This window comes from Shewanella zhangzhouensis (assembly GCF_019457615.1).
GTDB lineage: Bacteria > Pseudomonadota > Gammaproteobacteria > Enterobacterales > Shewanellaceae > Shewanella > Shewanella zhangzhouensis.
This window is the reverse complement of record NZ_CP080414.1, coordinates 1,278,271-1,303,226: the sequence shown is the minus strand read 5'-3', so window position 1 is coordinate 1,303,226 and position 24,956 is coordinate 1,278,271. Positions and strand designations below refer to the sequence as shown.

The window sequence follows — 24,956 nt, the reverse complement described above, 5'->3', positions numbered from 1 at the left end:
TATCCTCCAAATGCCAAAATTGGCGGCCGTAAATTATTTCTTCGGCAAATACTTAAGTGGATTGACTGATACACCATGATCACGGATCTCGAAGTGAAGCATCACGTGTTCAGCGTCAGTATTCCCCATGGTCGCAACTGTCTGTCCTGCACTGACCCGTTGCTTTTCTGTCACCAGGATCTTGTCCAGATGGGCATAAGCACTGAGGAAGTCCTCACTGTGCTTGATAATGACCAGGTTGCCGTAGCCTCTCAGTGCGTTGCCAGAATACACCACTCGCCCTTCGGCGGCGGCTCTGACCGGATCCCCGCGTCTTCCCGCTATTTTGATCCCTTTACTCCCCTGCTCTCTGGCAGAGAAAGTCCCAATCAAGCGTCCTTTTGCTGGCCAGAGCCAGCGTGCTACTTCACTCGGTAAACCGTCAGTGGCAGCCGCTACCAGGTTATCGCCTTGTTGTGAACTTGTTACAGCGTAATCAGCTTTATTTTTCGGATCAAGTGTTTTTTTCTGTGCTACTACGGATGATTGACCGCTGGACACAACTGGGCTAGCGCTTTGTTTTTTATCATTTTTGACTGTTACCGACTTGGTTTCCGGTTTCGAGGAAGCCGTTGTGGTTTGCTTTGTTGGCTTGGTGTTTTTAGCCGTCGATGACAGCTTTAAAACCTGCCCGGGAAAGATAGTGTACGGTTTATTTAGTTGATTAATCTTGGCTAATTCGTGGTAATCCGTGCCAGCTCCCCAGGCAATGGAGTAAAGGGTATCGCCCTTTTTTACTCTATAAGTTGAACTGGTCAGACTTCCCTTGGGGTGTGCGGGCTTTTTTTTGGAATTCAGGCTTTCGACTGGTGCAGGCGAGTGCGCCTGCATGCTGCAACCAGCCAACAGGAGCAAACAAAGGCAGCAAGTTGTCAATCTCAACATGAATGAACAGCTCCCGAAGTCAGCATGATTTACGCCAGGTTTCCATTGACCAAGGGCACAAACTTTACTGACTCAATGACCTCGGAAGCATAATCCTGCCCTGTGCGAGTGATGGCCAATAATTGCTGGGCATCCTCACCCACCGGGATAATGAGCCTCCCGCCTTCAGACAATTGCTCAAGTAAAGCGGCTGGCACGCTGGCAGCTGCAGCAGTCACCATGATGGCATCGAAGGGGCCACGGTTGGGCCAACCCTGCCAACCATCACCGTATTTAAAAGACACATTGTGCAAATCGAGGCGCTTAAGACGTTGCCTTGCCTGAATTTGCAGTGCCTTGATGCGCTCTATGGTGCAAAGCTCTGGTACCAGCTTCGCCAGGATAGCCGCCTGATAGCCAGAGCCCGTACCCACTTCCAGCACCCGTTGAGGCCGGTTTTGCATTACCAGCTCTGTCATGCGGGCAACAATATAGGGTTGGGAAATTGTCTGCCCCTGACCTATGGGCAGCGCGGTGTTCTCATAGGCTTTGTGTGCCAGTGCGGCATCAAGAAACATTTCCCGGGGCGTGTTGGCGATGGCCTGCAAAACGAGGTTGTCGCGGATCCCCGCGTCATACAACTTCTTTGCAAGGTTGATAGCCACCGTCGAGCCGGTCTGGTTCATATCTTTTCTATCCAGTTTGCCAGTGCGTTCAGTTGACTGTGTGCGGTCAGGTCGACGGTTAACGGCGTGATGGAAACATAGCCTTCGGCTACGGCGCCAAAATCGGTGCCTTCGCTGGCATCCAGCTCCTCACCCGGAGGACCAAGCCAGAAAATTTCCCGACCCGCCGGGTCGTTGGTTCTTACCACCCCTTCGGCCCTGTGACGCGCCCCAAGGCGAGTCACCTTGATGCCCTTGATTTGCTCAATAGGCAAATCGGGCACATTCACATTAAGAATTTGGTCCGCTGGCAATGGGTGAGCCTTCAATCCTTCAACGATACGCACTGCAATTTGCGCAGCCGCATCATAGTGCTCTGGATTTCTGGCTGACAGGGACACAGCAATGGCCGGCAGGCCCTGAAACCGCCCCTCCATGGCCGCAGCCACTGTGCCGGAATACAGGGTATCGTCCCCCATATTAGCCCCAGCGTTGATCCCCGAAACCACCAGCTCAGGCTCTTGGGTGCATATCTCGCGAATGGCGATGTGCACACAATCCGATGGTGTACCGTTAACCGCAATATATCCGTTGTCTAACCTATTAATTCTCAATGGATTAGTCAAGGTCAGCGAATTACTTGCAGCGGAGCAGTTTCTGTCTGGCGCCACCACATCCACATGGGCTATGGTCTTTAACGCCTCGGCGAGCGCCTTGATACCCGGGGCATGCACCCCGTCATCGTTACTCACCAACAGGCGCATTGGCTGCCTCCTGAGCCTGACGCTCGGCCACCGCCCGGCGCCACTCCAGCTCTTTCACGTCTGTGTATTCGCAAAGCTCTCTGAGCACACTGGTGGCAAAAGCACCGGCAGGCAGGCAGAAATCCAGGGTCAGGGTATCGCCATCCACTTTAAAGCTAAGCTGCTCAGGACGGAGCAGCAGTGCACGGCGCTCTTGGGTTAGGCCTTCTTTTTCAAGACCATCGCGCTCGAGTGCATACGGCGCCAGCACCTCAGACTCAAACTCGCCGGCCTCGCCCCTGGCGAGCATCTCACCGCGGCCCCACAGGGGCGCCGACAACTGGATGTCCTGCTCGGCGAGACGCTTATTCAGGGTGTCATCCCAGCTTTCAGCGGTAAAAAAGCTGCGTGAGCCAGAAAGCATTACACAATCACCCTCGATGGGCGCGGCGCCAAAACGCGCCAGACGCGCGCTGGCCACCTGATTGAAAAGCTCTGAGCGCACCGCTGAGAGATACAGGCTGCGCTTGTTTCTGTCTTTGACCTTGCGGCCTTCGAACATCTGCCGCGCCTTAACCAGATTGCCACCGTCATGGCCAAAACGTTGCTCGCCAAAATAATTGGGCACACCGCCAGAACGCACCTGCTCGAGCCTTGCAACCAGCGTCTCAGGGTCGGAAACATTGCGCAGTACCAGGGTAAAGCGGTTGCCTGAGAGCGCGCCGGTGCGCAGCTTCTTACCATGGCGGGCAAACGACAGCACCTGCATCTGCTCATTGCTCATGGCGGCCCAGTCAGGGGTTTCCTTACCGGGAATACGTACGCCAAACCACTGCTCGGTAATGGCGTTTTTGTCCTTTTGGCCGGCAAAGGTCACTTCTTTGGGATGGACCTTGGCAAATTTGGAAATCATCTCCGCCACCTGAGCTGTGTTTAACCCATCTTTACGGATATGGAGCAGGTGGTGCTCGCCCTCACCTTCGGGCAGGAACGGGAGGATTTCCTTTACCTGGAAATCGCTGTTGTGGGTGCGGATATCGGCGCTTACAGCCGGCTTGCCGTAGAGATAAGTCAGCTCAGTCATTTCACATTCTCCATCAACACCACAGCTTCCACGGCGATGCCTTCTTTGCGACCGGTGAAGCCAAGCTTCTCGGTAGTGGTCGCTTTTACGTTGATATTATTAAGCTCAGTTTGCAGATCGTCCGCCAACACAGCACGCATGGCCTCGATGTGGGGTAACATCTTTGGGGCCTGGGCGATGATGGTCACATCCAGGTTGCCAATGGCAAAGCCTCGCTCCTGGGCAAGCTTAAAGCAGTGACGTAACAGCACACGGCTGTCGGCCCCTTCATAGGCAGCATCGGTGTCGGGAAAGTGCTTGCCGATATCACCCTGTGCCATGGCACCCAGGATGGCATCGCTGATGGCATGCAGCACCACGTCGCCATCGGAATGGGCAATAAGTCCTGTGTCGTAAGGCACTTCGACGCCGCAGAGAATGAGTGGACGGTCTGCGCCAAACTTGTGCACATCAAAACCGTGGCCAATCCTGATTTTCATGGAAATTCCTTAAGTATTTTGCTGCTGGGCCTGAAGAACCTGCTGGGCTTCTAAAAATAGGGCCGCCAGCTGTAAATCATCCGGGTGGGTAACCTTGATGTTGTCGGCACGGCCACTGACCAGCCCCGGATGCACTCCGGCCCACTCCATCGCCGACGCCTCGTCGGTGATAGAAACACCGGCGGCCAGCGCCTGCTCCAGATTCTGTTTCAAGCTCGTTGCCGGAAACAGCTGCGGCGTTAATGCATGCCAGAGGGCTTCGCGGCAGACTGTGGCGTCTATGCTGCCATCCTTCGCCGCCCGCTTCATGGTATCCCGCACCGGCATGGCGAGTATCGCCCCTTGTGGGAAGTGCTGCCGACTCTCAAGCAGCGCATCTATGTCACCATGGGTCAAACAGGGCCTGGCGGCATCATGCACCAGCGCCCAGGCATCGCTGTTATCCGGCAATGCAGAAAGGGCTGCCAATACCGAATCGGCGCGCTCTTTTCCGCCCAGTACCCGGGTAAGCTTGGGGCTGTGCGCCTCAGCCAAACTGTCAAACCAGCTATCTTCGGCCGACAGGGCGACTATGACCTTATCGATGGCCGGGTGCGAGAGCAGCCTTTGCAGGGTATGAGCCAGAATAGGTTTATCCAATAACGGCAGGTATTGCTTGGGGATAGTGGCCCCCATACGACTGCCAATACCGGCCGCCGGAACTATGGCGACAATGCAGCCACTGGAGCCTGGTTGAGAATTCATTGATTATCCTGTGACTGTTCCTGTGAGCGGGTACTACGACTATCGTTACCCACAACCCGGAAGAAAGTTTCACCCTGTTCAATCAACCCAAGTTCATTACGGGCCCGCTCTTCCAGCGCCTCTGTACCACTTTTCAGGTCCTGAATTTCTTCTTTCAGTACCTCATTGCGTTCCAGCAACTCGGCATTACCGGATTGCTGATGGCTTATCCTGTCTTTCAGGGTGAAGTACTCGGTAAGGCTATTTTCGCCAAACCACAGCCGGTACTGGAGCAACGCCAGCAAGGCAAAGAGAACCAGAACGAATGGCTTCATGGAAGAATTGCAGTGATTGGGTGAATTTGGGGAGATATTACAACAAAAAAGGCCACCTTGGGGGTGGCCTTTTGCACATTCAATCAAATTTTATCAGGCGATTAGCCCTTGGCATTGATTTCGGTCAGACCGCGGTATGGCGCTTTCTCACCCAGTTGCTCTTCGATACGCAGCAGCTGGTTGTACTTGGCAACACGGTCAGAGCGGCACAGAGAACCTGTCTTGATTTGACCGGCAGCGGTGCCCACGGCCAGATCGGCAATGGTCGCATCTTCGGTTTCGCCTGAGCGGTGAGAGATAACGGCAGTATAACCGGCTTCTTTGGCCATGCGGATAGCGGCCAGAGTTTCGGTCAGAGAACCAATCTGGTTGAACTTGATGAGGATTGAGTTACCGATGCCCTGCTCAATACCGCGGCTCAGGATCTTGGTGTTGGTTACGAACAGGTCGTCACCTACCAGCTGTACCTTGTCGCCGAGGATTTTGGTCTGGTAAGCCCAGCCATCCCAATCAGACTCGTCCAGACCGTCTTCGATAGACACGATTGGGTACTGCTCGGTCAGTGACTTGAGGAAATCAGAGAAACCGTTTGAGCTGAATACCTTGCCTTCGCCAGACAGGTCGTACTGACCGTCTTTGTAGAATTCAGACGCAGCGCAGTCCAGCGCCAGGGTCACGTCGGTGCCCAGCTTATAACCGGCGGCTTCAACGGCTTCTTTGATTACAGCCAGCGCATCGGCGTTGGAAGCCAGGTTAGGGGCAAAACCACCTTCGTCACCCACGGCGGTGTTCAGACCCTTAGACTGCAGCACTTTCTTCAGGTTGTGGAAGATCTCGGCGCCCATACGCAGGGCTTCACGGAAGCTCTTGGCGCTCACTGGCTGCACCATGAACTCCTGGATGTCCACGTTGTTGTCAGCGTGCTCACCACCGTTAAGGATGTTCATCATAGGCACAGGCATGCTGTACTGGCCTGGGGTACCGTTCAGCTCAGCGATGTGGGCGTACAGCGGGATGCCTTTTGCAGCGGCAGCGGCCTTGGCAGCGGCCAGAGACACAGCCAGAATGGCGTTGGCGCCCAGCTTGTCTTTGTTCTCGGTACCGTCCAGAGCGATCATGATGCCGTCGAGCTCAGCCTGAGCGGTGGCGTCTTTACCCAGCAGGGCTTCACGGATAGGGCCATTTACGTTGTCAACGGCCTTCAGAACGCCTTTACCCAGGTAACGGGCCTTGTCGCCGTCACGCAGTTCCAGCGCTTCGCGGCTACCGGTAGAAGCACCTGATGGCGCAGCTGCCATGCCCACAAAGCCACCTTCCAGGTGTACTTCGGCTTCCACAGTTGGGTTGCCGCGTGAATCCATGATTTCACGACCGATCACTTTGATAATCTTAGCCATAATGTCCTCGATTTAGTCTTGAATTAAAGGTTAAGTTGAAAAGAAAAACCCATACCCATCTCAGCGCTACATGAGCTCATGAACCAAATTGAATGCACCCTGATATGGGTATCTGATTTTTCTGATGTTTTTGTGCCATCGCTTATTTAGTGACGGTGAATAATTAACCACAAGGAACAAAAAGGCCGGTACTGCCATCGCGGTACCGGCCTCTTGGCATTAGCTCAGGCTGCGCTTTTGATGCGCTCTGGCTGCAGCCACAAAACCTTCGAACAGCGGATGTCCGTCACGGGGTGTTGAAGTAAACTCCGGATGGAACTGACCAGCCACAAACCATGGGTGGTTTGGCAGTTCAATCATTTCCACCAGTTTGCGGTCAGAAGACAGGCCGCTGAATACCAGACCGGCTTTTTCCAACTGCTTCACATAGTGGTTGTTCACTTCGTAGCGGTGACGATGACGCTCAATACAGCTCTCGGAGCCGTACGCTTCGGCAGCCTTAGTACCGGCCTTGAGGTGACACAACTGTGCGCCAAGGCGCATGGTGCCGCCCAGATCGGACGCTTCGTCGCGCTGCTCAATATTACCTTCTTCGTCGATCCATTCTGTGATCAGACCCACAACCGGATGAGGAGTTTGCTTGTTGAACTCGGTAGAGTGCGCATCTGTGAGGCCTGCCACGTTACGGGCGAACTCGATAAGGGCTACCTGCATACCGAGGCAAATACCGAAGTAAGGCAGGTCGTTTTCACGGGCATACTTGGCGGCCAGGATTTTACCTTCCACGCCACGCTCACCGAAACCGCCGGGTACCAGAATACCATCGAGGCCCGCCAGGGCTTCTTCGCCTTTGGCCTCTACGCTTTGTGAATCGATGTACTTGATGTTCACAGTGACGCGGTTTTTCAGGCCAGCGTGCTTGAGCGCCTCGTTCACTGACTTATAGGCGTCTGGCAGCTCGATGTACTTGCCCACCATACCAATGGTGATTTCACCGTTGGGGTTGGCTTCCTGATAAATCACGTTTTCCCACTCAGACAGGTCGGCTTCTTTGCATTCCAGGTGGAAACGCTTGCAGACCAGGTCGTCCAGACCCTGAGAGGTCAGCAGTGCCGGGATCTTGTAGATGGAGTCAACGTCTTTCAAAGAGATAACAGCGCGCTCTTCCACGTTACAGAACAGGGAAATCTTGGCTCGCTCGTTGGCAGGAATGGCGCGGTCACCGCGGCAAACCAGAATATCCGGCGCAATACCGATAGAACGCAGTTCTTTTACTGAGTGCTGGGTTGGCTTGGTTTTCACTTCGCCGGCAGCACCGAGGAATGGCACCAGAGTCAGGTGCATGAACATGGAGCGGTCACGACCCAGTTCAACGCCCAGCTGACGGATAGACTCGAGGAACGGCAGCGATTCGATATCACCCACGGTACCGCCAATCTCAACGATGGCCACGTCATGGCCTTCGCCGCCTTCCAGCACCTTGGCCTTGATGGCGTTGGTGATGTGTGGAATAACCTGGATGGTGGCGCCCAGATAGTCACCGCGGCGCTCTTTACGCAGAACTTCTTCGTAAATACGGCCGGTGGTGAAGTTGTTACGGCGGTTCATCTTGGTACGGATGAAACGCTCATAGTGACCCAGGTCCAGATCCGTCTCTGCGCCGTCCTCAGTCACAAACACTTCACCGTGTTGTGTCGGGCTCATGGTACCTGGGTCAACGTTGATGTAAGGATCCAGCTTCATGATGGTCACGTTGAGGCCCCGTGCCTCGAGAATGGCTGCCAATGATGCTGCTGCAATGCCTTTGCCCAGCGACGAAACCACGCCGCCAGTCACGAAGATATACCTTGTCGTCATGCTGAACCTGAGAAAATATGAGTGTGAAAATATGTGCTTGTAAGAAAGCACCAGGACGGGGCGACAGTATATCAAAGCCCTGTGCTTTCGACAAACCTCAACGGGGAGATTTTTCCTGCTCTTTTACCTGATCCCAGAAGCCATCAAGCTCGGCAAGGGAATAATCAGTCAATTGTCTGCCTCCCAGGGATGCCAACTCCTCCACGCCGCGAAACCGGCGTTCAAACTTTTGATTCGCCCGGCGCAGCGCCTGCTCGGGCTCGACGCCCAGATGGCGCGCCATGTTCACCACTGCAAACAAAAGGTCGCCCATCTCGCTGGCAACCCGCTCTGGGTCGGGATTATCCACCTGCACTTCGGCCAGTACCTCGGCAATTTCTTCTTCCACCTTGGCCACCACCGGCGGCAGCTCGCCCCAGTCAAAGCCCACCCGGGCAACCCGTTTCTGGATTTTGGCAGCGCGGCTTAGGGCCGGCAGGCCAACCGGCACATCATCCAGCACCGAATGTTTGTCTTTTGCTTTGCGCTCAGAGGCCTTGATGGCTTCCCAGTTATCTTTGACCTCGTTGCTGGAGCTCACTTCAAGATCGCCAAACACGTGCGGATGGCGGGAGGTGAGTTTGGCGCAGATGCGTCTGACCACCTCATCGAAATCAAACAGTCCCTGCTCTTTGCCAAGCTGGCAATAAAACACCACCTGAAACAAGAGATCCCCAAGCTCGTCCGGCAGCTCATCAAGATCCATCCGCTCTATGGTGTCAGCCACTTCATAGGCCTCTTCCAGGGTAAAGGGCACTATGGTTTCGAAGCTCTGCGCCTTGTCCCAGGGGCAGCCATGCTCCGGGTCGCGCAATTTGGCCATAATGACCAGCAGCGGATTGATGTCAGCATTTGGCTGTTCATTTGCACTGATTTCGGTGCTCATTTGCATTCCCTTCTACTGTGCATTCTGCGCAGCTATGATTTAAAACACGTTAAAAACAAAGGCTGCGACGCAGCCTTGTTTGAAAGGTTTAGGATTCATCGACTCCGGCGTTAGAGGCGGCGTGCCTCAATCACGCCATCCACCTGACCGAGCTTCGACAGCACCCTCGAGAGGCCATCGACGTTGTAAAGCTCGAGTTCCAGCTCAATCGCGGCGGTCTGGTTTTTGATATCCGATGAGCTGCTCATGGCAAGCACGTTGGATTTCTCGGCCGCCAGCACCGAGGTTAAATCCCGCAGTAAACCGGTTCTGTCGTTGGCGAGTACCCGCAGGCGGATTTTGTAGCCACCTGAGTAGTTTTCTCCCCAAACCACGTCCACCACCCGCTCGGGATGGGCGCGCATCAGCTCTTTTACCTGCTCACAGTCGGCGCGGTGCACTGAAATACCGCGGCCCTTGGTGATAAAACCGAAAATTTCATCACCGGGCACCGGGCGACAGCACTGGGCAATATGGCTTAGGAGATTACCCACGCCGTTGACTTCAATCTGATCCCGGGTCTTGGCAATGGGTTTATGCTGGCCTTTCTTGACCAGATCTTCCACCGCCTCTTCGTCGGAAATCTCATGCACCCGCATCCGGCTTTGAATGTGGTTTACCACCTGATTGAGGCGCACATCACCGCCACCGATGGCCGCCAAGAGGTCGTCCATGTTGGTCATGTTAAAGCGCTCTATGGCGCTGGCAGCATCTTTTAACGTCAGGCCCACACGGCCAAGTTCAACCTCCAGCATCTCGCGGCCGGCGGCCAGGTTTTTGTCCCTGTCCTGTTGCTTGAACCAATGCTGGATTTTGCTGCGGGCACGGGATGTCCTGATATACCCCAGGTTGGGGTTGAGCCAATCGCGCTTGGGATTGGGGTGCTTGGAGGTGATGATTTCAATCCGCTCACCGGTTTCCACCTGATAAGTGAAGGGCACGATGCGGCCATCCACCTTGGCGCCAATACACTTGTGGCCAACCTGGGAGTGGATGTAATAGGCAAAGTCGAGCACGGTACTGCCTGCTGGCAAGTCCACCACTTCGCCGGAGGGGGTAAATACATACACCCTGTCTTCAAACACCTGGCTGCGAATTTCTTCCACCAGATTGCCGCTTTCCACCACGTCTTCCTGCCACTGCAGGATTTTACGCAGCCAGTTAATTTTCTCTTCGTAGCCGCTCTGTTTGCCCGCATGGCCTTCCTTGTATTTCCAGTGGGCAGCAACACCAAGCTCGGCGTCCTGATGCATGGCTTCGGTACGAATTTGAATTTCAACGGTTTTGCCTTCAGGCCCCACCACCACAGTGTGGATGGACTGATAGCCGTTGGGCTTGGGGTTGGCGACATAGTCGTCAAACTCCCGGGGAATATGATGGTAGAGGGTGTGCACCACACCCAGAGCGCCGTAGCAGTCCTGCAAACGGTCGGTAACGATACGCACGGCGCGCACATCAAACAGCTCATCGAACTTGAGGTGTTTGCCCTTCATCTTGCGCCAGATGGAGTAAATGTGTTTGGGACGGCCATAGACCTTGGCGCGAATGTGCTCTTCATCGAGCTTGGCCTGCAGGTCATTCACAAACTGCTCTATGTAGGTTTCACGATCGATGCGCTTACCGTCGAGCTGCTTGGCGATTTCCTTGTAGGTTTCTGGGTGCAGATAGCGGAAGGAAATATCTTCCAGCTCCCACTTGAGCTGGCCAATCCCCAAACGGTTTGCCAGCGGCGCGTAGATATCGGCGATTTCTCGGGCCAGCAGCACCCGGGTTTCTTCGTCGGCATTTTTTACCGCCCGCAGCAAACACACCCGCTCGGCAAGCTTAATCACCACGGCGCGTACATCTTCCACCATGGCCAGCAGCATCTTACGGATGTTGTCGATTTGCATTTCGGCCGAGCGCGACTGCTCACTCAGTTTCAGGCTGCCGATGGCATTCATGGTCACCACACTGGCCACCAGATTACCCAGCTTGTCACCAAACTTTTCGATGAGTTTTTCTTGGGGTAAGAGCCCCGCTTCCTGCACCGAAAACAGCACGGCCGCCTGCAGGGTCTCCAGATCCATATTGAGGGGAGCCAGGATTTCAATCATCTCTCTGGCGCGGGACATCAGGGCATCGTGGGCCTTGGCGTCCTTTACCGGCATCGCCTGAACAGTACGCAGCAGCTCAAGCAGCACCCTGGCGTCCTCGGCGTCGTCCACATAACGAACCACCCAGTCTTCCAGATTGAAATCGACATCGTTGAAATGTGCTTCGCGGACAGACACCATAGGCTTAAGGATCCCTCTTCCCACTCTGGGCCAAACAAGTTAAAGACTTTATCTTCAGGATTGGCACGCGCTTGTCAAACCCAAGCGGACCGATTGTCCATTAATTTTGCTACATCCAGCAAAATTCATCCGTTAATTGACCAATTCGAACAAGGCCATGCCTTCGCTGTGATGGGTCTGGGGGAACATGTCCACCAGACCAAGGCGGGTCAATTGATATCCGGCCTCGAACAGCAGCACTGAATCGCGGGCAAGGCTTGCCGGGTTACAGGAGACATAAAGCACCCTGGAAGGTTTCATTTTTTTAAGCCACTTCAGACTCTCGTATGCACCGGCTCGGGCCGGGTCCAGGAGCAGCTTATCGATTTTGCCAAGCCAGGGTTCGGCGGCCAAATCTTCACTGAGGTCGGCGCAGTAAAAACTGAGGTTATCCAGACCGTTAATGGCGGCGTTTTTCTTCGCCTGCGCCACCATTTCCGGCACACCTTCAACGCCAATCACTTCAGCGCCCTGCTGTGCAAGTGGCAAACTGAAGTTCCCCACGCCGCAAAAGAGGTCGAGCACCCGCTCACCGGCCTGCACGTCGAGCCAGTTTATGGCCTGTTTGACCATGGCCTGGTTGACCTCGCCATTGACCTGAATAAAGTTGCCCGGCGCGAAAGCAAGCTTAAGCTCATCCAATTGGTAATAAGGCAACTCATGGCCGCTGGAAAGAAACTCAAGCTCCCCTTCATTGCCCTGCAACAAGAAGGCAATTTGCCGCTCATCGGCGAAGGCCGAAAGCAGTTTTTTATCGCTTTGGGCCAATGGGGCCGTAACCCTCAGCACGGCAAAAAGCCCGTTGGCGGCCAGTGTCAGCTCAAGATGCCCCAAGCGCTGCTTGCCTTTGAGACGGTTAAGGAGCGTGGCAAAAGGCGATATAAGGTCAGAGAGAGGCCCGGCGAGCACAGCGCAGCTGTCGATACCCACTACCGATTTACTGCCCTCTTCCCGGAATCCCAGCGCAAGCTTGTTGGTGTCTTTATCCAGCAAGGTGGCTAACCTGGCCCGGCGACGGTAATGCCAGCTGTCACCGCTCAGGTCATCGCAGTTCACAGTCACAGGCTGGGCTGCCGCGCGGCTGACAATATCACCCAGTGCCTGGCGCTTGTATTCAAGCTGACGTGGCAGCGACAGATGCTGTAAGTCGCAGCCACCGCATTTGCCATACCAGGGGCAAGGCGGTGTTTGCCGGTCAGGGCTCGCCTCAGACACCCGCTGCAGCTTGGCATGGGCATAGTTTTTCTTTTGCTCAGTGAGCTGCACTTCTACGGTTTCGCCCGGCAAAGCGCCCGGAATAAACACCACCTTGCCCTGATGTTCGGCAATGCCGGCGCCCAAATGATCGAGTCTTTGCACTGTGAGTGCTATCTTTTGGGAGAGCTTTTTCGCTTGATTGGGTTTCGCTTTGAAAAACTGCGCCATTGTGGCCTCATACAAGAAAAATCTGTTAAGACAGCCGGGTTTCTGGCAGTCTTAGTACATTCAAACTCAAAGGAAATCAGGGACAACCCAGCACATGAATACCGCGCACAATATGACAAAATACAGTCTGCGGTCCTGGGTATTGGTGTTGGCGCTCGCGCCCACTATCCTCGTTGGTATCCTTTTGGGCAGTTACTTTACCATAAACCGCTTCTATGATCTTGAAGACACGCTCAAGGATATGGGCAGTAACATCATAGAACCTCTGGCCATTTCGGCTGAGCAGAGCCTGTCGACCAATAACCGCGAAATCACCAAAATCCTCTTGGCCCGCGCTCAACTCAACAAGTCGACACTGGTCAAATCCATTGCCATTTTTGACATTAACAATCAGTTATTTGTCACCTCGCACTATCACAAAGACTTTGAGGTGATGCGCTACAAAGAAGCGCTGGAAAGCCTCAAAGAAACCCAATTCGAACATGAAGGAGACACCCTGATTGTTCGCACCCCCATCTTTGCCATCAGCGACAAGCAGCCCATGGGCGACAGCAGCGATGAAGGCGGTGGCCGCTTCAGTGAAGCCGTTATCATGCCGGACAACTCCAACGCGACCCTGCTCGGCTACGTCTCCATGATGCTGAACAAGGAAAAGGCGCTGCTTGAGCAGCACAGGGCCGCCGTTGCCGCCTTTATCATTGTGCTGATAGGCGTGCAGTTAAACCTCCTGTTTACCTTCCGTCTGGTAAAAAACGTGACCCAGCCCATCACCGACATGGTGAAACTGGTGGGCAAAATCCGCGAAGGTAAACTGGATGCACGGCTTGAAGGCAATCTCATCGGAGAGCTGGACCTGCTCAATCGAGGTATTAACGCCATGGCGGCATCGCTGTCGGAATACCATGATGAGATGCAGCAAAACATCGACCAGGCCACATCTGATCTTCGCGAAACCCTGGAACAGATTGAAATCCAGAACATAGCACTGGATCGCGCCAAGAAAGATGCACAGGAAGCGAGCCGCATCAAGTCTGAGTTTTTGGCCAACATGTCCCATGAGCTCAGAACACCGCTCAACGGGGTGATTGGTTTTGCCCGACAGCTGCTGAAAACCCCGCTGCATTCCAGCCAGATGGAATACATCAAAACCATCGAGCGCAGTGCCACCAGTTTGCTTCAGATAATCAACGACATCCTCGACTTCTCCAAGCTTGAAGCCAACAAGATGGTGCTCGAAACCATGCCCTTTGGCCTGCGCGCATCACTGGAGGACACCATCAACCTGCTGGCAGGCAGCGCCCATGCCAAAGGGCTTGAGTTTGTGGTGGATGTGGATGCCAACGTACCGGAAAACCTCAGTGGCGATGTAATGCGCCTCGGGCAAGTGATGACCAACCTCCTGGGCAACGCCATCAAATTTACCGAGGAAGGCAGTGTCCATCTCAAAATCAGTCTTGCCAGCCTGGAAGACAACAACCTGACCCTGCGCTGTGAAGTGACTGACACAGGCATAGGTATTGACCCCGAACAGCAGGAACTCTTGTTCCAGGCCTTTGGTCAGGCCGACTCCTCCATTTCCCGTCGCTACGGCGGCACGGGTCTTGGGCTGGTTATCACCAAGCGTTTGGTGGTGCAAATGATGGGCGGCCGCATAGGCTTTAATTCCGAGGTCGGCAAAGGCTCCAGCTTCTGGTTTACCGTGCCGCTGCAGCTCAGCCCCTTCCCGGTACACGATACCCTGCCGCTGGAAAAACTCATCGGCCACTCAGTACTCTTGTTTGAGCCCCGCAAACTCACCCGCGAGTCCATTGCCCGTAAGCTAAAGGACTGGCACATGATGGTGACACTGGCGAGCAACGAAGATGAACTGGAGCGGCATTTGGACGACAGGCACTACGACGCCATCCTGTTATCCGGCCAAAGCTGCGAATCGTGCGAAGATCTCCAGCGGCACCTGTCGCAGGTGAAAGACCATACAGGCTCGCTGCTGCTGCTTAACGATTGCCTCGACCCTGAAGTGTACACCCAGGAGATGGAGCCCTTTGTGGATTTGGTGCTGCAGCTGCCTGTGAGTGAGCTGAAACTGGCGCAAAACCTGATTTTCCCACCGGTGAAGAAAAACGCCGCGCCCAAACCGGCGCTGGCCACCAAACCCAGCGCCCGCCATCCCCTCAATGTGTTGGCAGTGGACGATAACCTGGCCAACCTCAAGCTTATCGACACCTTGCTGAAAGAGCTGGTTGCCAACGTGGTGGCGGTCAGCAGTGGCGATCAGGCGGTGGCGCTGGCCAAGAGTCGCTCGTTCGACCTCATCTTTATGGATATTCAGATGCCGGGCACCGATGGGGTCACAGCCACCCGGCTTATCCGTCAGGACTCACTCAACCGCAATACCCCGATTATTGCCGTTACCGCCCACGCCATTAACGAAGAACGTGAGCGCATTCAGGCAAGCGGCATGGACGGTTATCTGCCCAAGCCCATCGATGAAGCCGCCCTTAAAGGGGTGATTTCGCGCTGGCTAACCCGGCCCAAATTCACCCATTTCGACAGTAACACTCTCAACTGGGAGCTGTGCCTGAGCCAGGCCAATCAGAAAGAGGATCTGGCCATCGACATGTTGAAGATGATGCTGGAGTCCTTGCCCGGTACGGTTAACGATATCGAGCTTGCCATGGCCCGCAGCGATAACGAGTCTATGCTGTATACGGTGCACAAACTTCACGGGGCCAGTTGCTATTGCGGCGTGCCCACCACCCAAAAACTCTGCCAGCAAATTGAGTCTGCGCTGAAGCGTGGCGCCGATGTGGCGGATGTTGAACCGGAAATCCTTGAGTTACTTGATGAGCTGACTAAGGTAGAATCGGCGGCAACCCAAGTAATTTCCCAGATGTCAGCGGAAGTACCCAATGAGTTCTAAACCCGGATTTTTCAAGCGTCTTAAAGCGCTGTCTTTGCCACAAAAGCAATTATTCGCCGTAGCCCTGTGCCAGCGCATGTATCCCAACTATCAGCTGTTTTCAGAGGTCTGTGAATATGGCGATCCCAAGGTGCTGGACACCGTGCTTAACCTGTTGTGGCAGTCGCTCTACGACAGAAAGCTGAAGTTAAACCTGGAGCTGCACACCAACAAACTCGAAGAGGTGATCCCTGAGCCGGAAAACTTTGATGTTTATGGCGTGTACCCTGCCATGGATGCCGTGGTCGCCCTGATAAGCCTGCTCAGCGGCATCGAGAGCAAAATCGAAGAAGACATCACCAATATCAGTAAGCTGTCTTCCGCTACCGTGGCCAACTATATTGAAGCCATCATCGATGTGGAGTTGGAAGACGAGGCGCTGGATGACTTTGTCTTTGCCCATGAAGCCATGGTCGCAGAGCGTGAGCTGCAAGGCACATTATTGGAGCTGATTGAAGACAATCCGGATATGTCGGCGGATTTTATCAAGGCACTGCGCAAAGAGCTGGTATCCAGCGGCGTTTCCAATATTGGTATCAGCCTGCAGGAAGCCTGAAACGGCTATTCAGAGGTGACATGTGAGAACCTTACTTTATCAAGGCTTTATACTCACTAATCTCGACGGAAAAACCGACAGCTGGCGTTTAACCATAGCCGATGAAGTGCGCATCGGCTCTTTGTTTGAACTTCGCCGTCAGGTGGCGTTTTATCAGGAGCTGGGCGTCCTTCCCCCGGTGAAGGACTATCCGGCTCCCACTTCCACATCCCCCAAGCGCAAACCGGGCCACCCATCCAAGGGACGCAAAAAACAGTTGGGTTAAGCGTCCATCGCAAATAACCCCGGCGCCCGCGACTTCATAAAATCGATAAAGGCTTTCACCTTGGCAGGTTGCTGCTGCCGCTGGTGACACAAAATGGAGATCCGCCGCGTTTCTCCCCGCCAATCCGGCAATACAGGCAGCAGCAACCCGCGTTGCAGCTCCTGCTTAAAGAAGAGCTCCGGCCCATACAAGATACCACCATCATCCACACAGGCGCTGATAGCCCCCTGCAGATCGGTCAGCGTCAGGCTTGCGGGTCCGTCATAGTAAAAGGCCTCTCCCTGAGGATGCCTCAGCGACCAGTTATATAAAGGCCACACCTTGATAATATCGTGAGCAGCAAGGCTGCTGGGATGAGTTGGCATGCTGCACCGCTGCAGATAGCCAGGTGATGCCACCAGGCGGTAATCCAGCGTCCCAAGCGGTACGGCTATCCAGGAGGAGTCCGGTTGAATACCGCCCACGATGGCGATATCGATGCCTTTGTCGATAAGGTCAACTACCTCGTTTTTTTGGGTGATATGCAGCCTGATACCCGGATATTCCCGCCGAAACTCGTTGATGGTTTTCATAAAAATCATCGAGATGATGGAGATGGGGGCGGCAATACGCAGCGTGCCTTCGAGCGGGTCTTCGCCATCACCATAAAGGGCGTCCACTGCGCTCACCAGGGATTTGTAGCGCTCGTAAAGCGCCATTCCTTCCTCGGTGAGGCGAATTTTGCGGGTACTTCGCATCAATAGCTGACGACCGCGGTTTTCTTCCAGGCGGGATAATTTGCGGCTGACGGTTGCCACAGGCATCGAGAGACGATCCGCCACCGCAGACAGGCTACCGGCGTCCACCAACTGCACAAAGAGGTAAATCAATTCAAGTTCGCTACCCGGATGCTCTCTCATGCCGTTTCCCGCCGTTAATCATTGATATGCCTGCGACCAAGGACCAATGGTCAGCTCGCATCATGATATGCTAATTTGCCTGCCAAGCCCCACTGCAAAGGGGGAAATTGTGATCTGCCGAGGCCCCTGCTGTGATGTTCAACCTCCTCATTCCGCTGCTCGCTGTTGTTGCCGTGATGATTGCGGGCGCTGCCAGCTCCAGACTCCTTCCGGGCTGGTTAGAGCGTTTTCTCAATCAATACGTGTACTACCTGGCATTTCCGGCCATCCTGTATGTGAGCCTGGCCAATACTCCCATTGAAGAAATTCTCAACCCCGGATTTGTGGGGGGTTATCTGCTTGCGATGGTGGTGACCTATGTATTGGTGCAGCTGTGGTCACTGAAACATGAAAAGGGACAAACCCGTCCAGCGAGCCTGCGAGCCCTGTCGGCCACCTTCGGCAACACCGCGTTCATCGGTATCCCCGTGCTGGCGATGCTGTTTCCGAACAATCCGCAGGCACTGATGGCTGCTGCGCTGGCAAGCCTTTTATCAGTCTTGATGTTTGCCGTTACCGTGGTGCAATTAAGACTCGCTACCCAACCTCTGACCGGCATGGCACGGTTAAGCCTTGCGCTGCGGGTGGTGACCAGAAATCCTGTGGGCATCGGCTGTGCCCTCGGGGTATTGGCCTCGGCGATGCAGTTTTCACTGCCTTCGATACCGGATACCCTGGTGACATGGATAGGTAAAAGCTCCAGTCCCTGCGCGCTCTTTGCCATTGGCATAGCGCTGGCCCGCTCCATGCGAGAGCCGGAACAAACTCAGACGGGCGTGCCCTTCTGGCACGTAAATCTGGCAAAACTGGCTTTGCAGCCACTCCTGGTATGGCTACTCTTCAGTTGGTTGGGGGTGGGTGCGCAGCTGACCGTGATGGGCGTGCTGCTTTCCGCCATGCCCACTGCCGCCAGCGTTTACCTGCTGGCCTATCAGGATAAAACCCTGGAAAAGCAAATCGCCCGGGGCATAGTGGCAGGTACGCTGCTGACGGTTTTCAGCTTGCCGCTGCTGACGATGGGATTAAACCTGATATCTCAGTAGCCAAAAATTTTTCACGTCGGGGTTGCGGGACGATTTACTGTACAAAAAATCAGTATATACTGTTTATCAATACAGTACTTTGATTGCTAATCACACAGGATTGCCGTCATGCTTTGTCAGCTCAGCATCAATAACTTTGCCATTGTTCGCTTTCTGGAATTGGACTTCCGTCCGGGTATGACCAGTATTACCGGTGAAACCGGTGCCGGTAAGTCCATCGCCATTGATGCTCTGGGGTTGTGCCTGGGTAACCGCGCAGATTCCGGTGCCGTGCGCCCCGGTGCCAGCAAAACCGAGGTCAGCGCCCGCTTCTCTCTGGATGATGTGCCCCTGGCCCGGCGCTGGCTGGAGGATAACGATCTTGAGCTGGACGACGAATGTATTCTCAGGCGCACCATCACTGCCGATGGCCGTTCGCGGGCCTACATCAATGGCAATCCTGTCCCCCTGTCACAGCTCAAATCCCTTGGGCAATATCTGGTGGGGATCCACGGCCAGCATGCACACCACGCCCTCTTAAAAAATGAACACCAACTGACACTGCTGGACAGCTACGCCAACCACCGCATGCTGCAGGAGTCAGTCGCCAGCGCCTACCAGCGCTGCCGTCAGGTCGAAGCTGAATTAAGGCAGCTCGAGCAAAGCCAGCAGGAACGCATTGCCCGCAAACAGCTGCTGCAATATCAGGTTGAAGAATTGGACGAATTTGCCTTGATGGAAGGAGAGTTCGAACAAATCGAGGCCGAACACAAACGCCTCGCCAATGGCACCGCCCTGATTGAAGACTGTCAGCACACCTTGTCGCTGCTCAGTGAATCCGATGAAGGCAATATTGAGTCGCTGCTAAACCGAGCCTTATCACTTGCTGCAACCCTGGAGTCGCTCGACCCAACCCTGGCCCCCATAGGAAATATGCTCAATGACGCCCTTATTCAGGTGCAGGAAAGCAGCAGCGAACTTGGCCGTTACCTGTCCAACCTGGAGCTGGACCCGGAACATTTTGCCTATCTCGAAGAGCGACTCTCCAAAGCCATGACCCTGGCACGAAAACACCATGTTGCTGCCGATAAACTGGCTGCACATCATCAAGAGCTTGCCAGGGAACTGACTGGATTGGACTCCGATGAGGCACAGCTGGATGAACTGAAGCAACAGGTGCAAACCAGCAGGGAAGCCTATCTCAGTCACGCGCAGAAGCTCAGTCAAAGCCGTCTTCGCTATGCCAGGGAGCTGGATAAACAGGTCACCGCCTCCATTCAGGAACTCAATATGCCAAAGGGTAAGTTCACCATTGAGGTGAGCTTCAACGACAAGCAAATGAGCGCAAATGGCAGTGACAGTGTAGAGTTTTTGGTGACCACCAACCCAGGCCAGCCTCTGTCTCCATTGGCCAAGGTTGCCTCGGGAGGTGAACTGAGCCGCATTGGACTAGGCATTCAGGTGATTACCGCGAAAAAGGTCTCAACCCCCACACTGATTTTTGACGAAGTGGATGTGGGTATTTCAGGCCCAACTGCGGCTGTGGTTGGCCGAATGCTCCGCTCCCTCGGTGAAGCGACACAGGTATTTTGTGTCACCCACTTGCCCCAGGTTGCCGGTAATGGCCATCAACATATGTTTGTGAACAAATCCAGTAAGGGCGGACAAACAGAAACCTCGATGAAGCCGCTGGATAAAGACGCACGGATACAGGAACTGGCGCGCTTGCTGGGTGGCGATACCATTACCGAGAATACTCTCGCCAATGCCCGCGAACTGCTGCAAGGAACGTAAGCAAGACTTTCCAATAAATATCACCAACTAATCAATTGGATAGCCTTTAAACTCACCATAGTGTCACGCCCGGATGACAGCGAGTTATCCGGGCAGATGCACCGCAAATGATCCACATCAACATCCGTAAGCCGTCTCGGTCATAAGCTGCGAGCATTTGTTGGGCAATCGCCTTGCCCCTTCGCGGCGGATAACTTATGACTTCTATTTCTCAAAATCTGGGCCAGGCATACAGTGAACAACTTCCCAGCCTGGGACAAAGCCTTTGCGACATCCTGTGTTTTTTTGGTTTGAAGCGCCTCTATGGGGTCGGCGGCGATTTTGTGGCAAACCTTATCAATGCCCTCGATGGTCCGCTGCAGGTACTGCCTTCCAGTAACGAAATGCACGCCGGATTCAGTGCCTGTGCACAGGCTGAGCTGACCGGTTTGGGCGCCTGTCTCACAACCTACACAGTGGGAAGCCTGCCCTGTGTCAGTGCCGCGGCTCTCGCCCGTACCGAGGGCCTGCCGGTGATTTTCTTATCTGGCGCCCCCGGTGAAAATGAAATACACGGCCATGCCCTGCACCATACTGTGCACCCGGGGTCTGGCTGGCATACCGACCTCAATGCGGCGCTCAATGCCTTTAAGGCACTGGGAATTCGAGCCGAGCGGCTGCAGGGACAGCGCCATCAGGGACAACCCAATGTGGCAGCCGCAAGGTTTTTTGAACTTGTGTGCGAGGCGGTGCAAACCCGCCAGCCCGTGTATATCGAAGTGCCGCGGGATCTCGTTAAACAGCCAACACAGAGCCTGCGACTTCCCCAGAATCTTGATGAGTTAAATGCCACGACCCGGCTGGATCTGGCAGGCGCAGGACTCATCGCCGACGATATTTGCAGTCGTCTGGTGAGAGCCAGGCATCCCTTGGTCTATCTGGGGGAGCGCCTGCGAATGAACACGGCCTTGCTTCAGCGTATTGTGCATTTTTGCCAGCGCCTGGGGCTGCCCTACGCCACCAGCTGGTTTGCCAAGGGCATGGTCGATGAGTCTCATCCCTTGTGCATGGGGGCATATAATGGGGTATTCAGCCAATGCCGTGGCCAGGCATATATCGAAGAAAACGTGGATTACGTGCTTGAGTTTGGCACCGCCATCTATGACTCAGACACCAACAATGCCTTCGCCAGCGGCACCCATGCCATCGACACACATCCAAATAAGACGCTGCTGAAAGGCACTGCCCGCTGGGAGTTGGATTTACAGGCGGTGATGGACGCACTGGAGATGGCTAACCTGCCGATACGTAACCTGGCTCTGTTCAATCAGGATAAAGACCTTTTCGAAGCACTGGCTCCTGATACCTCATCGCCCCTGGGATATGCCAACCTTGCAGAGGCCATCAACCAATTTCAGCGCGCAGCCGGGAAGGACTTTATTCTGGTACCTGAGGTGGGTAACGCTCTTTTCGCGGCCTTTGCTTTGGAAGCCAGGGGCTCAGATGTGGGCCGCAGTTTTCTCGCCAACCCCTGGTATGCAGCTATGGGCACCAGCCTGCCCTACGCCCGAGCCATCGCTGACGAACTCAATGGCAAAGGAAGCCCACAGCCGATACTCTTGCTCACCGGCGATGGGGGTTTTAATTTTCAGTGTAATGAGTTGATTAATCTTCAAAAACAGAATGCGAACCTCATCATTTTGTATATGCGCAACAATGTCTTTCACCTCGGTAAGTGCGGTGACGCCCCCATTTACGCCTGCAACGATCTCAGGTTTGATGTGGCAAAACTGATTGGCGCATACGGCGGCGAATATCATCAGTGCCAGTCTGTGGACCGCCTCTATGAGGCGCTGGAAGTAGCCACCCGGGGTGGGTTGCATCTCATAGAAGTGCCTACCTCCACGGAGCCCGAGCAGCAAAGCCCCATCGCCATCAAGTTGAATACCTATATCAGCGCCAAAAACGGCAATCCTGAGGCCCTGATCAGCTGGAATACACTCTGCGGCAATCTACCACCAACAGACGCTCAGTAGTTTATTGCGGCGTCTTTGACGATGTTAACCCGCTGAGATGATTGAGCAGTTCAATCGGCAGGGGGAAGAGTATGGTGGAGTTATTTTCGCCGGCGACTTCCGTCAGGGTTTGCAGATAACGCAGCAGTAAGGCGTTCGGCTCCTGGGATAACTTGGCCGCAGCGGCAACCAATTGCTCCGACGCTTCAAGCTCACCCAGGGCATGAATCACCTTGGCGCGCCGCTCCCGCTCGGCTTCGGCCTGGCGGGCGATGGCCCGGATCATGGTTTCATTGAGGTCGACATGTTTAATTTCCACATTGGCGACCTTAATCCCCCAGATGTCCGTATGCGAGTCCAATATCCGCTGGATATCGGCATTCAGCATGTCGCGGTTGGCCAGCATCTCATCCAGCTCATGCTGCCCCAAAACCGATCTCAGGGTGGTCTGGGCGAGCTGACTGGTCGCGCTCAAAAAGTCTTCCACGTTGATAATGGCCTTCTTGGGATCGACAACCCGGAAGTAGAGCACCGCATTCACCCTCACAGACACATTGTCGCGGCTGATGACATCCTGAGATGGCACATCCATCACCACGGTGCGTAAGTCGACCCGCACCATTTGCTGGATCACAGGGATAACTATGATAAGCCCGGGTCCTTTGACACGGTAAAAACGCCCCAGCATAAAAACCACAGCCCGCTCATATTCACGCAGGATGCGGAACATCGAAATAATTAACAGCACTAACAGCAACATCAGAAGGCTGAAAGAAACCTGCAGACTTGAGATAACCTCATTCATCTTGTTTCTCCTTAGATTCATCCAGCGGACCAAGCTCCAGCAAGAGCCCGGTGATTGACTCTACCCTGACCCAGGTTCCGGGCTTCAGCGCCTGCTCACTGTGGCCCTGCCAACGCTCTCCCATTAAGAGCACCTGGCCTTTACCGGGAAAACCCTCCAGCACCTGTGCCCTGGCACCCAGCATGGCCTCAGTCCCACTGACCACAGCACTGTGGCGCTGTTTAAAGAGCAGGGATAACAGCAAAGCAAAGAACAGCGCACTCGCCAGGGCCAGTGCCAGGATCACCGGCCAGGCTATGCGAAAAGCATCCAACTCACTGTCGATAAGAAGGACTGAACCGAGCACGAAAGCCACTACCCCACCAAACCCCAGGATGCCAAAACTTGGCACCAAAGATTCGGCCACCAACAAACCAATCCCCAATAACAGCAGTCCCGCTCCGGCATAATTTATTGGCAGCATTTGCAGGGCAAACATGGCAACCAGCAAACAGATAGCCCCCACCACACCCGAGATACCAATGCCCGGGCTGTAAAATTCCAGCAGCAAGCCATAGATACCCAGCATCATCAGCACATAGGCCACATTGGGATTGGTAATAGTGCTTAAAAAAGTCGCGCGCCAATCGGGCCTGGTATCCAGCACCTCAGCCGTGCTGGTATTCAATACATGGCGTGTGCCATTTACCATAAACTGGCGACCATCAATGACCTCAAGCAAGGCTTTGGGGTCGGTGGCAATCAAATCTATCACCCCCAACGCCAGCGCCTCAGACGCTGTGGCAGTAGCGGCCTCGCGCACCGCCAGCTCGCCCCACTCAGCGTTTCGCCCTCTCAGCTCTGCCAGCGTCTTGATATAAGCCACTGCATCGTTAAGCACCTTGCGCTCCATATCCGATGCTCCCGACTGTTCACCTTCCTTATTCTTCTCTTCGCCCCCCATTGGCGGCCCGAGTTGTACCGGAGTCGCGGCCCCCAAACTGGTGGTGGGCGCCATCGCTGCCAGATGACAGGCGTACAGCATATAGGTTCCTGCACTGGCTGCACGGGCACCGGCGGGATACACCAGGCAGGCTACCGGAATTTCAGAGGCGAGTATGGCCTGATTAATATCTCTGAGGCTTGCCACCAGCCCCCCGGGGGTATCCAGGGTGAGCAAGAGTAATTGGGGAGGTACGGCCTGCTTGTGCGCCTTGGTCAGGGTACGGATAAGATAGTCGGCGACCCCGGGCCCAATAGCCCCTTTTACCTCCAGCAGCCACACAGGCGCCACAGCCCCATTGAGGTCCTGGGCTCCCGCATTTGGGTATGAAGCAACTTGAGCGGCGGAGTCAGCAGAATGGTTTGAGTCGATGCCGCGACCTGATACAGGCGTGATACCTGCAATGTTGGCGATATTGGCGTCGCTTAAGATAAATCCGGAGGAAAAAGCAGCAGGAGGGCGTGCCGCCACAGCAGAGCTCAAACCGCCGAGCAGCAGAGGGAGCAATAATATAAACAGCCCGATTACCGAGGCCCCAAGCCGGACAATCGAGGTGACAGACCGGGCAATCGAGGCCTGAAACCGGAACACCGCGGGGCCGAACAACCTATTGAACATAAGCGACTCCCAAGGCTCAGTATCTGGAGTGCTTAAAATGTCAGTCCTTTAGAAGAGCCTGAGCCTGTTTGTCCACTGTCTTTAAAAACCAGTGCCCTTTAAGCATAGCCCCGATGGCATCAAAAAGAGAGAA

Annotated in this window: 21 protein-coding genes; 6 read left to right on the top strand and 15 right to left on the bottom strand. The window is 54.6% G+C overall.

Annotated features, from left to right (window positions below; all coding sequences use genetic code 11):
• Window positions 1-33: 33 nt before the first annotated feature.
• From K0H63_RS05635 to rlmD, 12 genes are all read right to left on the bottom strand, one after another.
• Window positions 34-924 carry a peptidoglycan DD-metalloendopeptidase family protein gene (locus K0H63_RS05635; RefSeq protein ID WP_220067095.1) on the bottom strand — a complete coding sequence of 297 codons (891 nt, stop codon included), beginning with the start codon at window positions 922-924 and terminating at the stop codon, window positions 34-36.
• 29 nt (window positions 925-953) lie between these two features.
• On the bottom strand, window positions 954-1,589 hold the full coding sequence (locus K0H63_RS05630; RefSeq protein WP_220067094.1) for a protein-L-isoaspartate(D-aspartate) O-methyltransferase: 636 nt from the start codon (window positions 1,587-1,589) through the stop codon (window positions 954-956).
• Window positions 1,586-2,332, bottom strand: coding sequence for a 5'/3'-nucleotidase SurE (surE, locus tag K0H63_RS05625; protein WP_220067093.1), 747 nt, complete (start codon window positions 2,330-2,332; stop codon window positions 1,586-1,588). The genes K0H63_RS05630 and surE overlap by 4 nt, the downstream gene beginning before the upstream one ends.
• Window positions 2,313-3,395 carry a tRNA pseudouridine(13) synthase TruD gene (gene truD / locus K0H63_RS05620; RefSeq protein WP_220067092.1) on the bottom strand — a complete coding sequence of 361 codons (1,083 nt, stop codon included), beginning with the start codon at window positions 3,393-3,395 and terminating at the stop codon, window positions 2,313-2,315. The genes surE and truD overlap by 20 nt, the downstream gene beginning before the upstream one ends.
• Window positions 3,392-3,874: a 2-C-methyl-D-erythritol 2,4-cyclodiphosphate synthase gene (gene ispF, locus K0H63_RS05615; protein ID WP_220067091.1), complete on the bottom strand. Its 483-nt coding sequence runs from the start codon at window positions 3,872-3,874 to the stop codon at window positions 3,392-3,394. Before ispF ends, truD begins: the two co-directional genes overlap by 4 nt.
• A gap of 9 nt (window positions 3,875-3,883) precedes the next feature.
• The gene (gene ispD / locus K0H63_RS05610; RefSeq protein WP_220067090.1) at window positions 3,884-4,618 is read right to left on the bottom strand and encodes a 2-C-methyl-D-erythritol 4-phosphate cytidylyltransferase; all 735 of its coding nucleotides are present in this window, start codon (window positions 4,616-4,618) and stop codon (window positions 3,884-3,886) included.
• Window positions 4,615-4,932, bottom strand: a complete 318-nt coding sequence (gene ftsB / locus K0H63_RS05605; protein ID WP_220067089.1) for a cell division protein FtsB — start codon at window positions 4,930-4,932, stop codon at window positions 4,615-4,617. Before ftsB ends, ispD begins: the two co-directional genes overlap by 4 nt.
• A gap of 101 nt (window positions 4,933-5,033) precedes the next feature.
• Window positions 5,034-6,329, bottom strand: a complete 1,296-nt coding sequence (eno, locus tag K0H63_RS05600) for a phosphopyruvate hydratase (RefSeq protein WP_220067088.1) — start codon at window positions 6,327-6,329, stop codon at window positions 5,034-5,036.
• A 219-nt stretch (window positions 6,330-6,548) separates the two neighbouring features.
• A complete protein-coding gene (pyrG, locus tag K0H63_RS05595; RefSeq protein WP_220067087.1) occupies window positions 6,549-8,186 on the bottom strand; it encodes a CTP synthase in 1,638 nt (545 codons plus the stop codon).
• 97 nt (window positions 8,187-8,283) lie between these two features.
• Window positions 8,284-9,111, bottom strand: a complete 828-nt coding sequence (gene mazG / locus K0H63_RS05590) for a nucleoside triphosphate pyrophosphohydrolase (protein WP_220067086.1) — start codon at window positions 9,109-9,111, stop codon at window positions 8,284-8,286.
• A 110-nt stretch (window positions 9,112-9,221) separates the two neighbouring features.
• Window positions 9,222-11,426 (bottom strand): GTP diphosphokinase, encoded by a 2,205-nt coding sequence (gene relA / locus K0H63_RS05585; RefSeq protein ID WP_220067085.1) that lies wholly within the window; start codon window positions 11,424-11,426, stop codon window positions 9,222-9,224.
• Window positions 11,427-11,558: 132 nt separating this feature from the next.
• Window positions 11,559-12,890, bottom strand: coding sequence for a 23S rRNA (uracil(1939)-C(5))-methyltransferase RlmD (rlmD, locus tag K0H63_RS05580; protein WP_220067084.1), 1,332 nt, complete (start codon window positions 12,888-12,890; stop codon window positions 11,559-11,561).
• A 112-nt stretch (window positions 12,891-13,002) separates the two neighbouring features.
• Here rlmD and barA point away from each other — a divergent pair, with 112 nt between their 5' ends.
• The 3 genes from barA to K0H63_RS05565 are packed head-to-tail and all read left to right on the top strand — an operon-like array spanning window position 13,003 to window position 16,670.
• Window positions 13,003-15,810: a two-component sensor histidine kinase BarA gene (gene barA / locus K0H63_RS05575; protein ID WP_434086747.1), complete on the top strand. Its 2,808-nt coding sequence runs from the start codon at window positions 13,003-13,005 to the stop codon at window positions 15,808-15,810.
• On the top strand, window positions 15,800-16,405 hold the full coding sequence (locus K0H63_RS05570; protein ID WP_220067082.1) for a YjaG family protein: 606 nt from the start codon (window positions 15,800-15,802) through the stop codon (window positions 16,403-16,405). Before barA ends, K0H63_RS05570 begins: the two co-directional genes overlap by 11 nt.
• A 22-nt stretch (window positions 16,406-16,427) precedes the next feature.
• Entirely contained in the window at window positions 16,428-16,670 is a 243-nt protein-coding gene (locus K0H63_RS05565) for a DUF3319 domain-containing protein (RefSeq protein ID WP_220067081.1), read from the top strand.
• On the opposite strand, the gene K0H63_RS05560 is transcribed toward K0H63_RS05565, so the two are convergent.
• Window positions 16,667-17,569 carry a LysR family transcriptional regulator gene (locus K0H63_RS05560; RefSeq protein ID WP_220067080.1) on the bottom strand — a complete coding sequence of 301 codons (903 nt, stop codon included), beginning with the start codon at window positions 17,567-17,569 and terminating at the stop codon, window positions 16,667-16,669. The two genes, K0H63_RS05565 and K0H63_RS05560, sit on opposite strands and share 4 nt — an antisense overlap.
• A 134-nt stretch (window positions 17,570-17,703) precedes the next feature.
• Here K0H63_RS05560 and K0H63_RS05555 point away from each other — a divergent pair, with 134 nt between their 5' ends.
• From K0H63_RS05555 to K0H63_RS05545, 3 genes are all read left to right on the top strand, one after another.
• Entirely contained in the window at window positions 17,704-18,651 is a 948-nt protein-coding gene (locus K0H63_RS05555; RefSeq protein WP_220067824.1) for an AEC family transporter, read from the top strand.
• Between the two features lie 108 nt (window positions 18,652-18,759).
• Window positions 18,760-20,424 (top strand): DNA repair protein RecN, encoded by a 1,665-nt coding sequence (recN, locus tag K0H63_RS05550; RefSeq protein ID WP_220067079.1) that lies wholly within the window; start codon window positions 18,760-18,762, stop codon window positions 20,422-20,424.
• A 197-nt stretch (window positions 20,425-20,621) separates the two neighbouring features.
• On the top strand, window positions 20,622-22,439 hold the full coding sequence (locus K0H63_RS05545; protein WP_220067078.1) for a thiamine pyrophosphate-binding protein: 1,818 nt from the start codon (window positions 20,622-20,624) through the stop codon (window positions 22,437-22,439).
• Window position 22,440: 1 nt separating this feature from the next.
• On the opposite strand, the gene K0H63_RS05540 is transcribed toward K0H63_RS05545, so the two are convergent.
• Both K0H63_RS05540 and K0H63_RS05535 read right to left on the bottom strand, forming a co-directional pair.
• Complete coding sequence (locus K0H63_RS05540) at window positions 22,441-23,223, bottom strand: slipin family protein (RefSeq protein WP_220067077.1); 783 nt, start codon at window positions 23,221-23,223, stop codon at window positions 22,441-22,443.
• Window positions 23,216-24,823, bottom strand: coding sequence for an NfeD family protein (locus K0H63_RS05535; protein ID WP_220067076.1), 1,608 nt, complete (start codon window positions 24,821-24,823; stop codon window positions 23,216-23,218). Before K0H63_RS05535 ends, K0H63_RS05540 begins: the two co-directional genes overlap by 8 nt.
• Window positions 24,824-24,956: the final 133 nt, after the last annotated feature.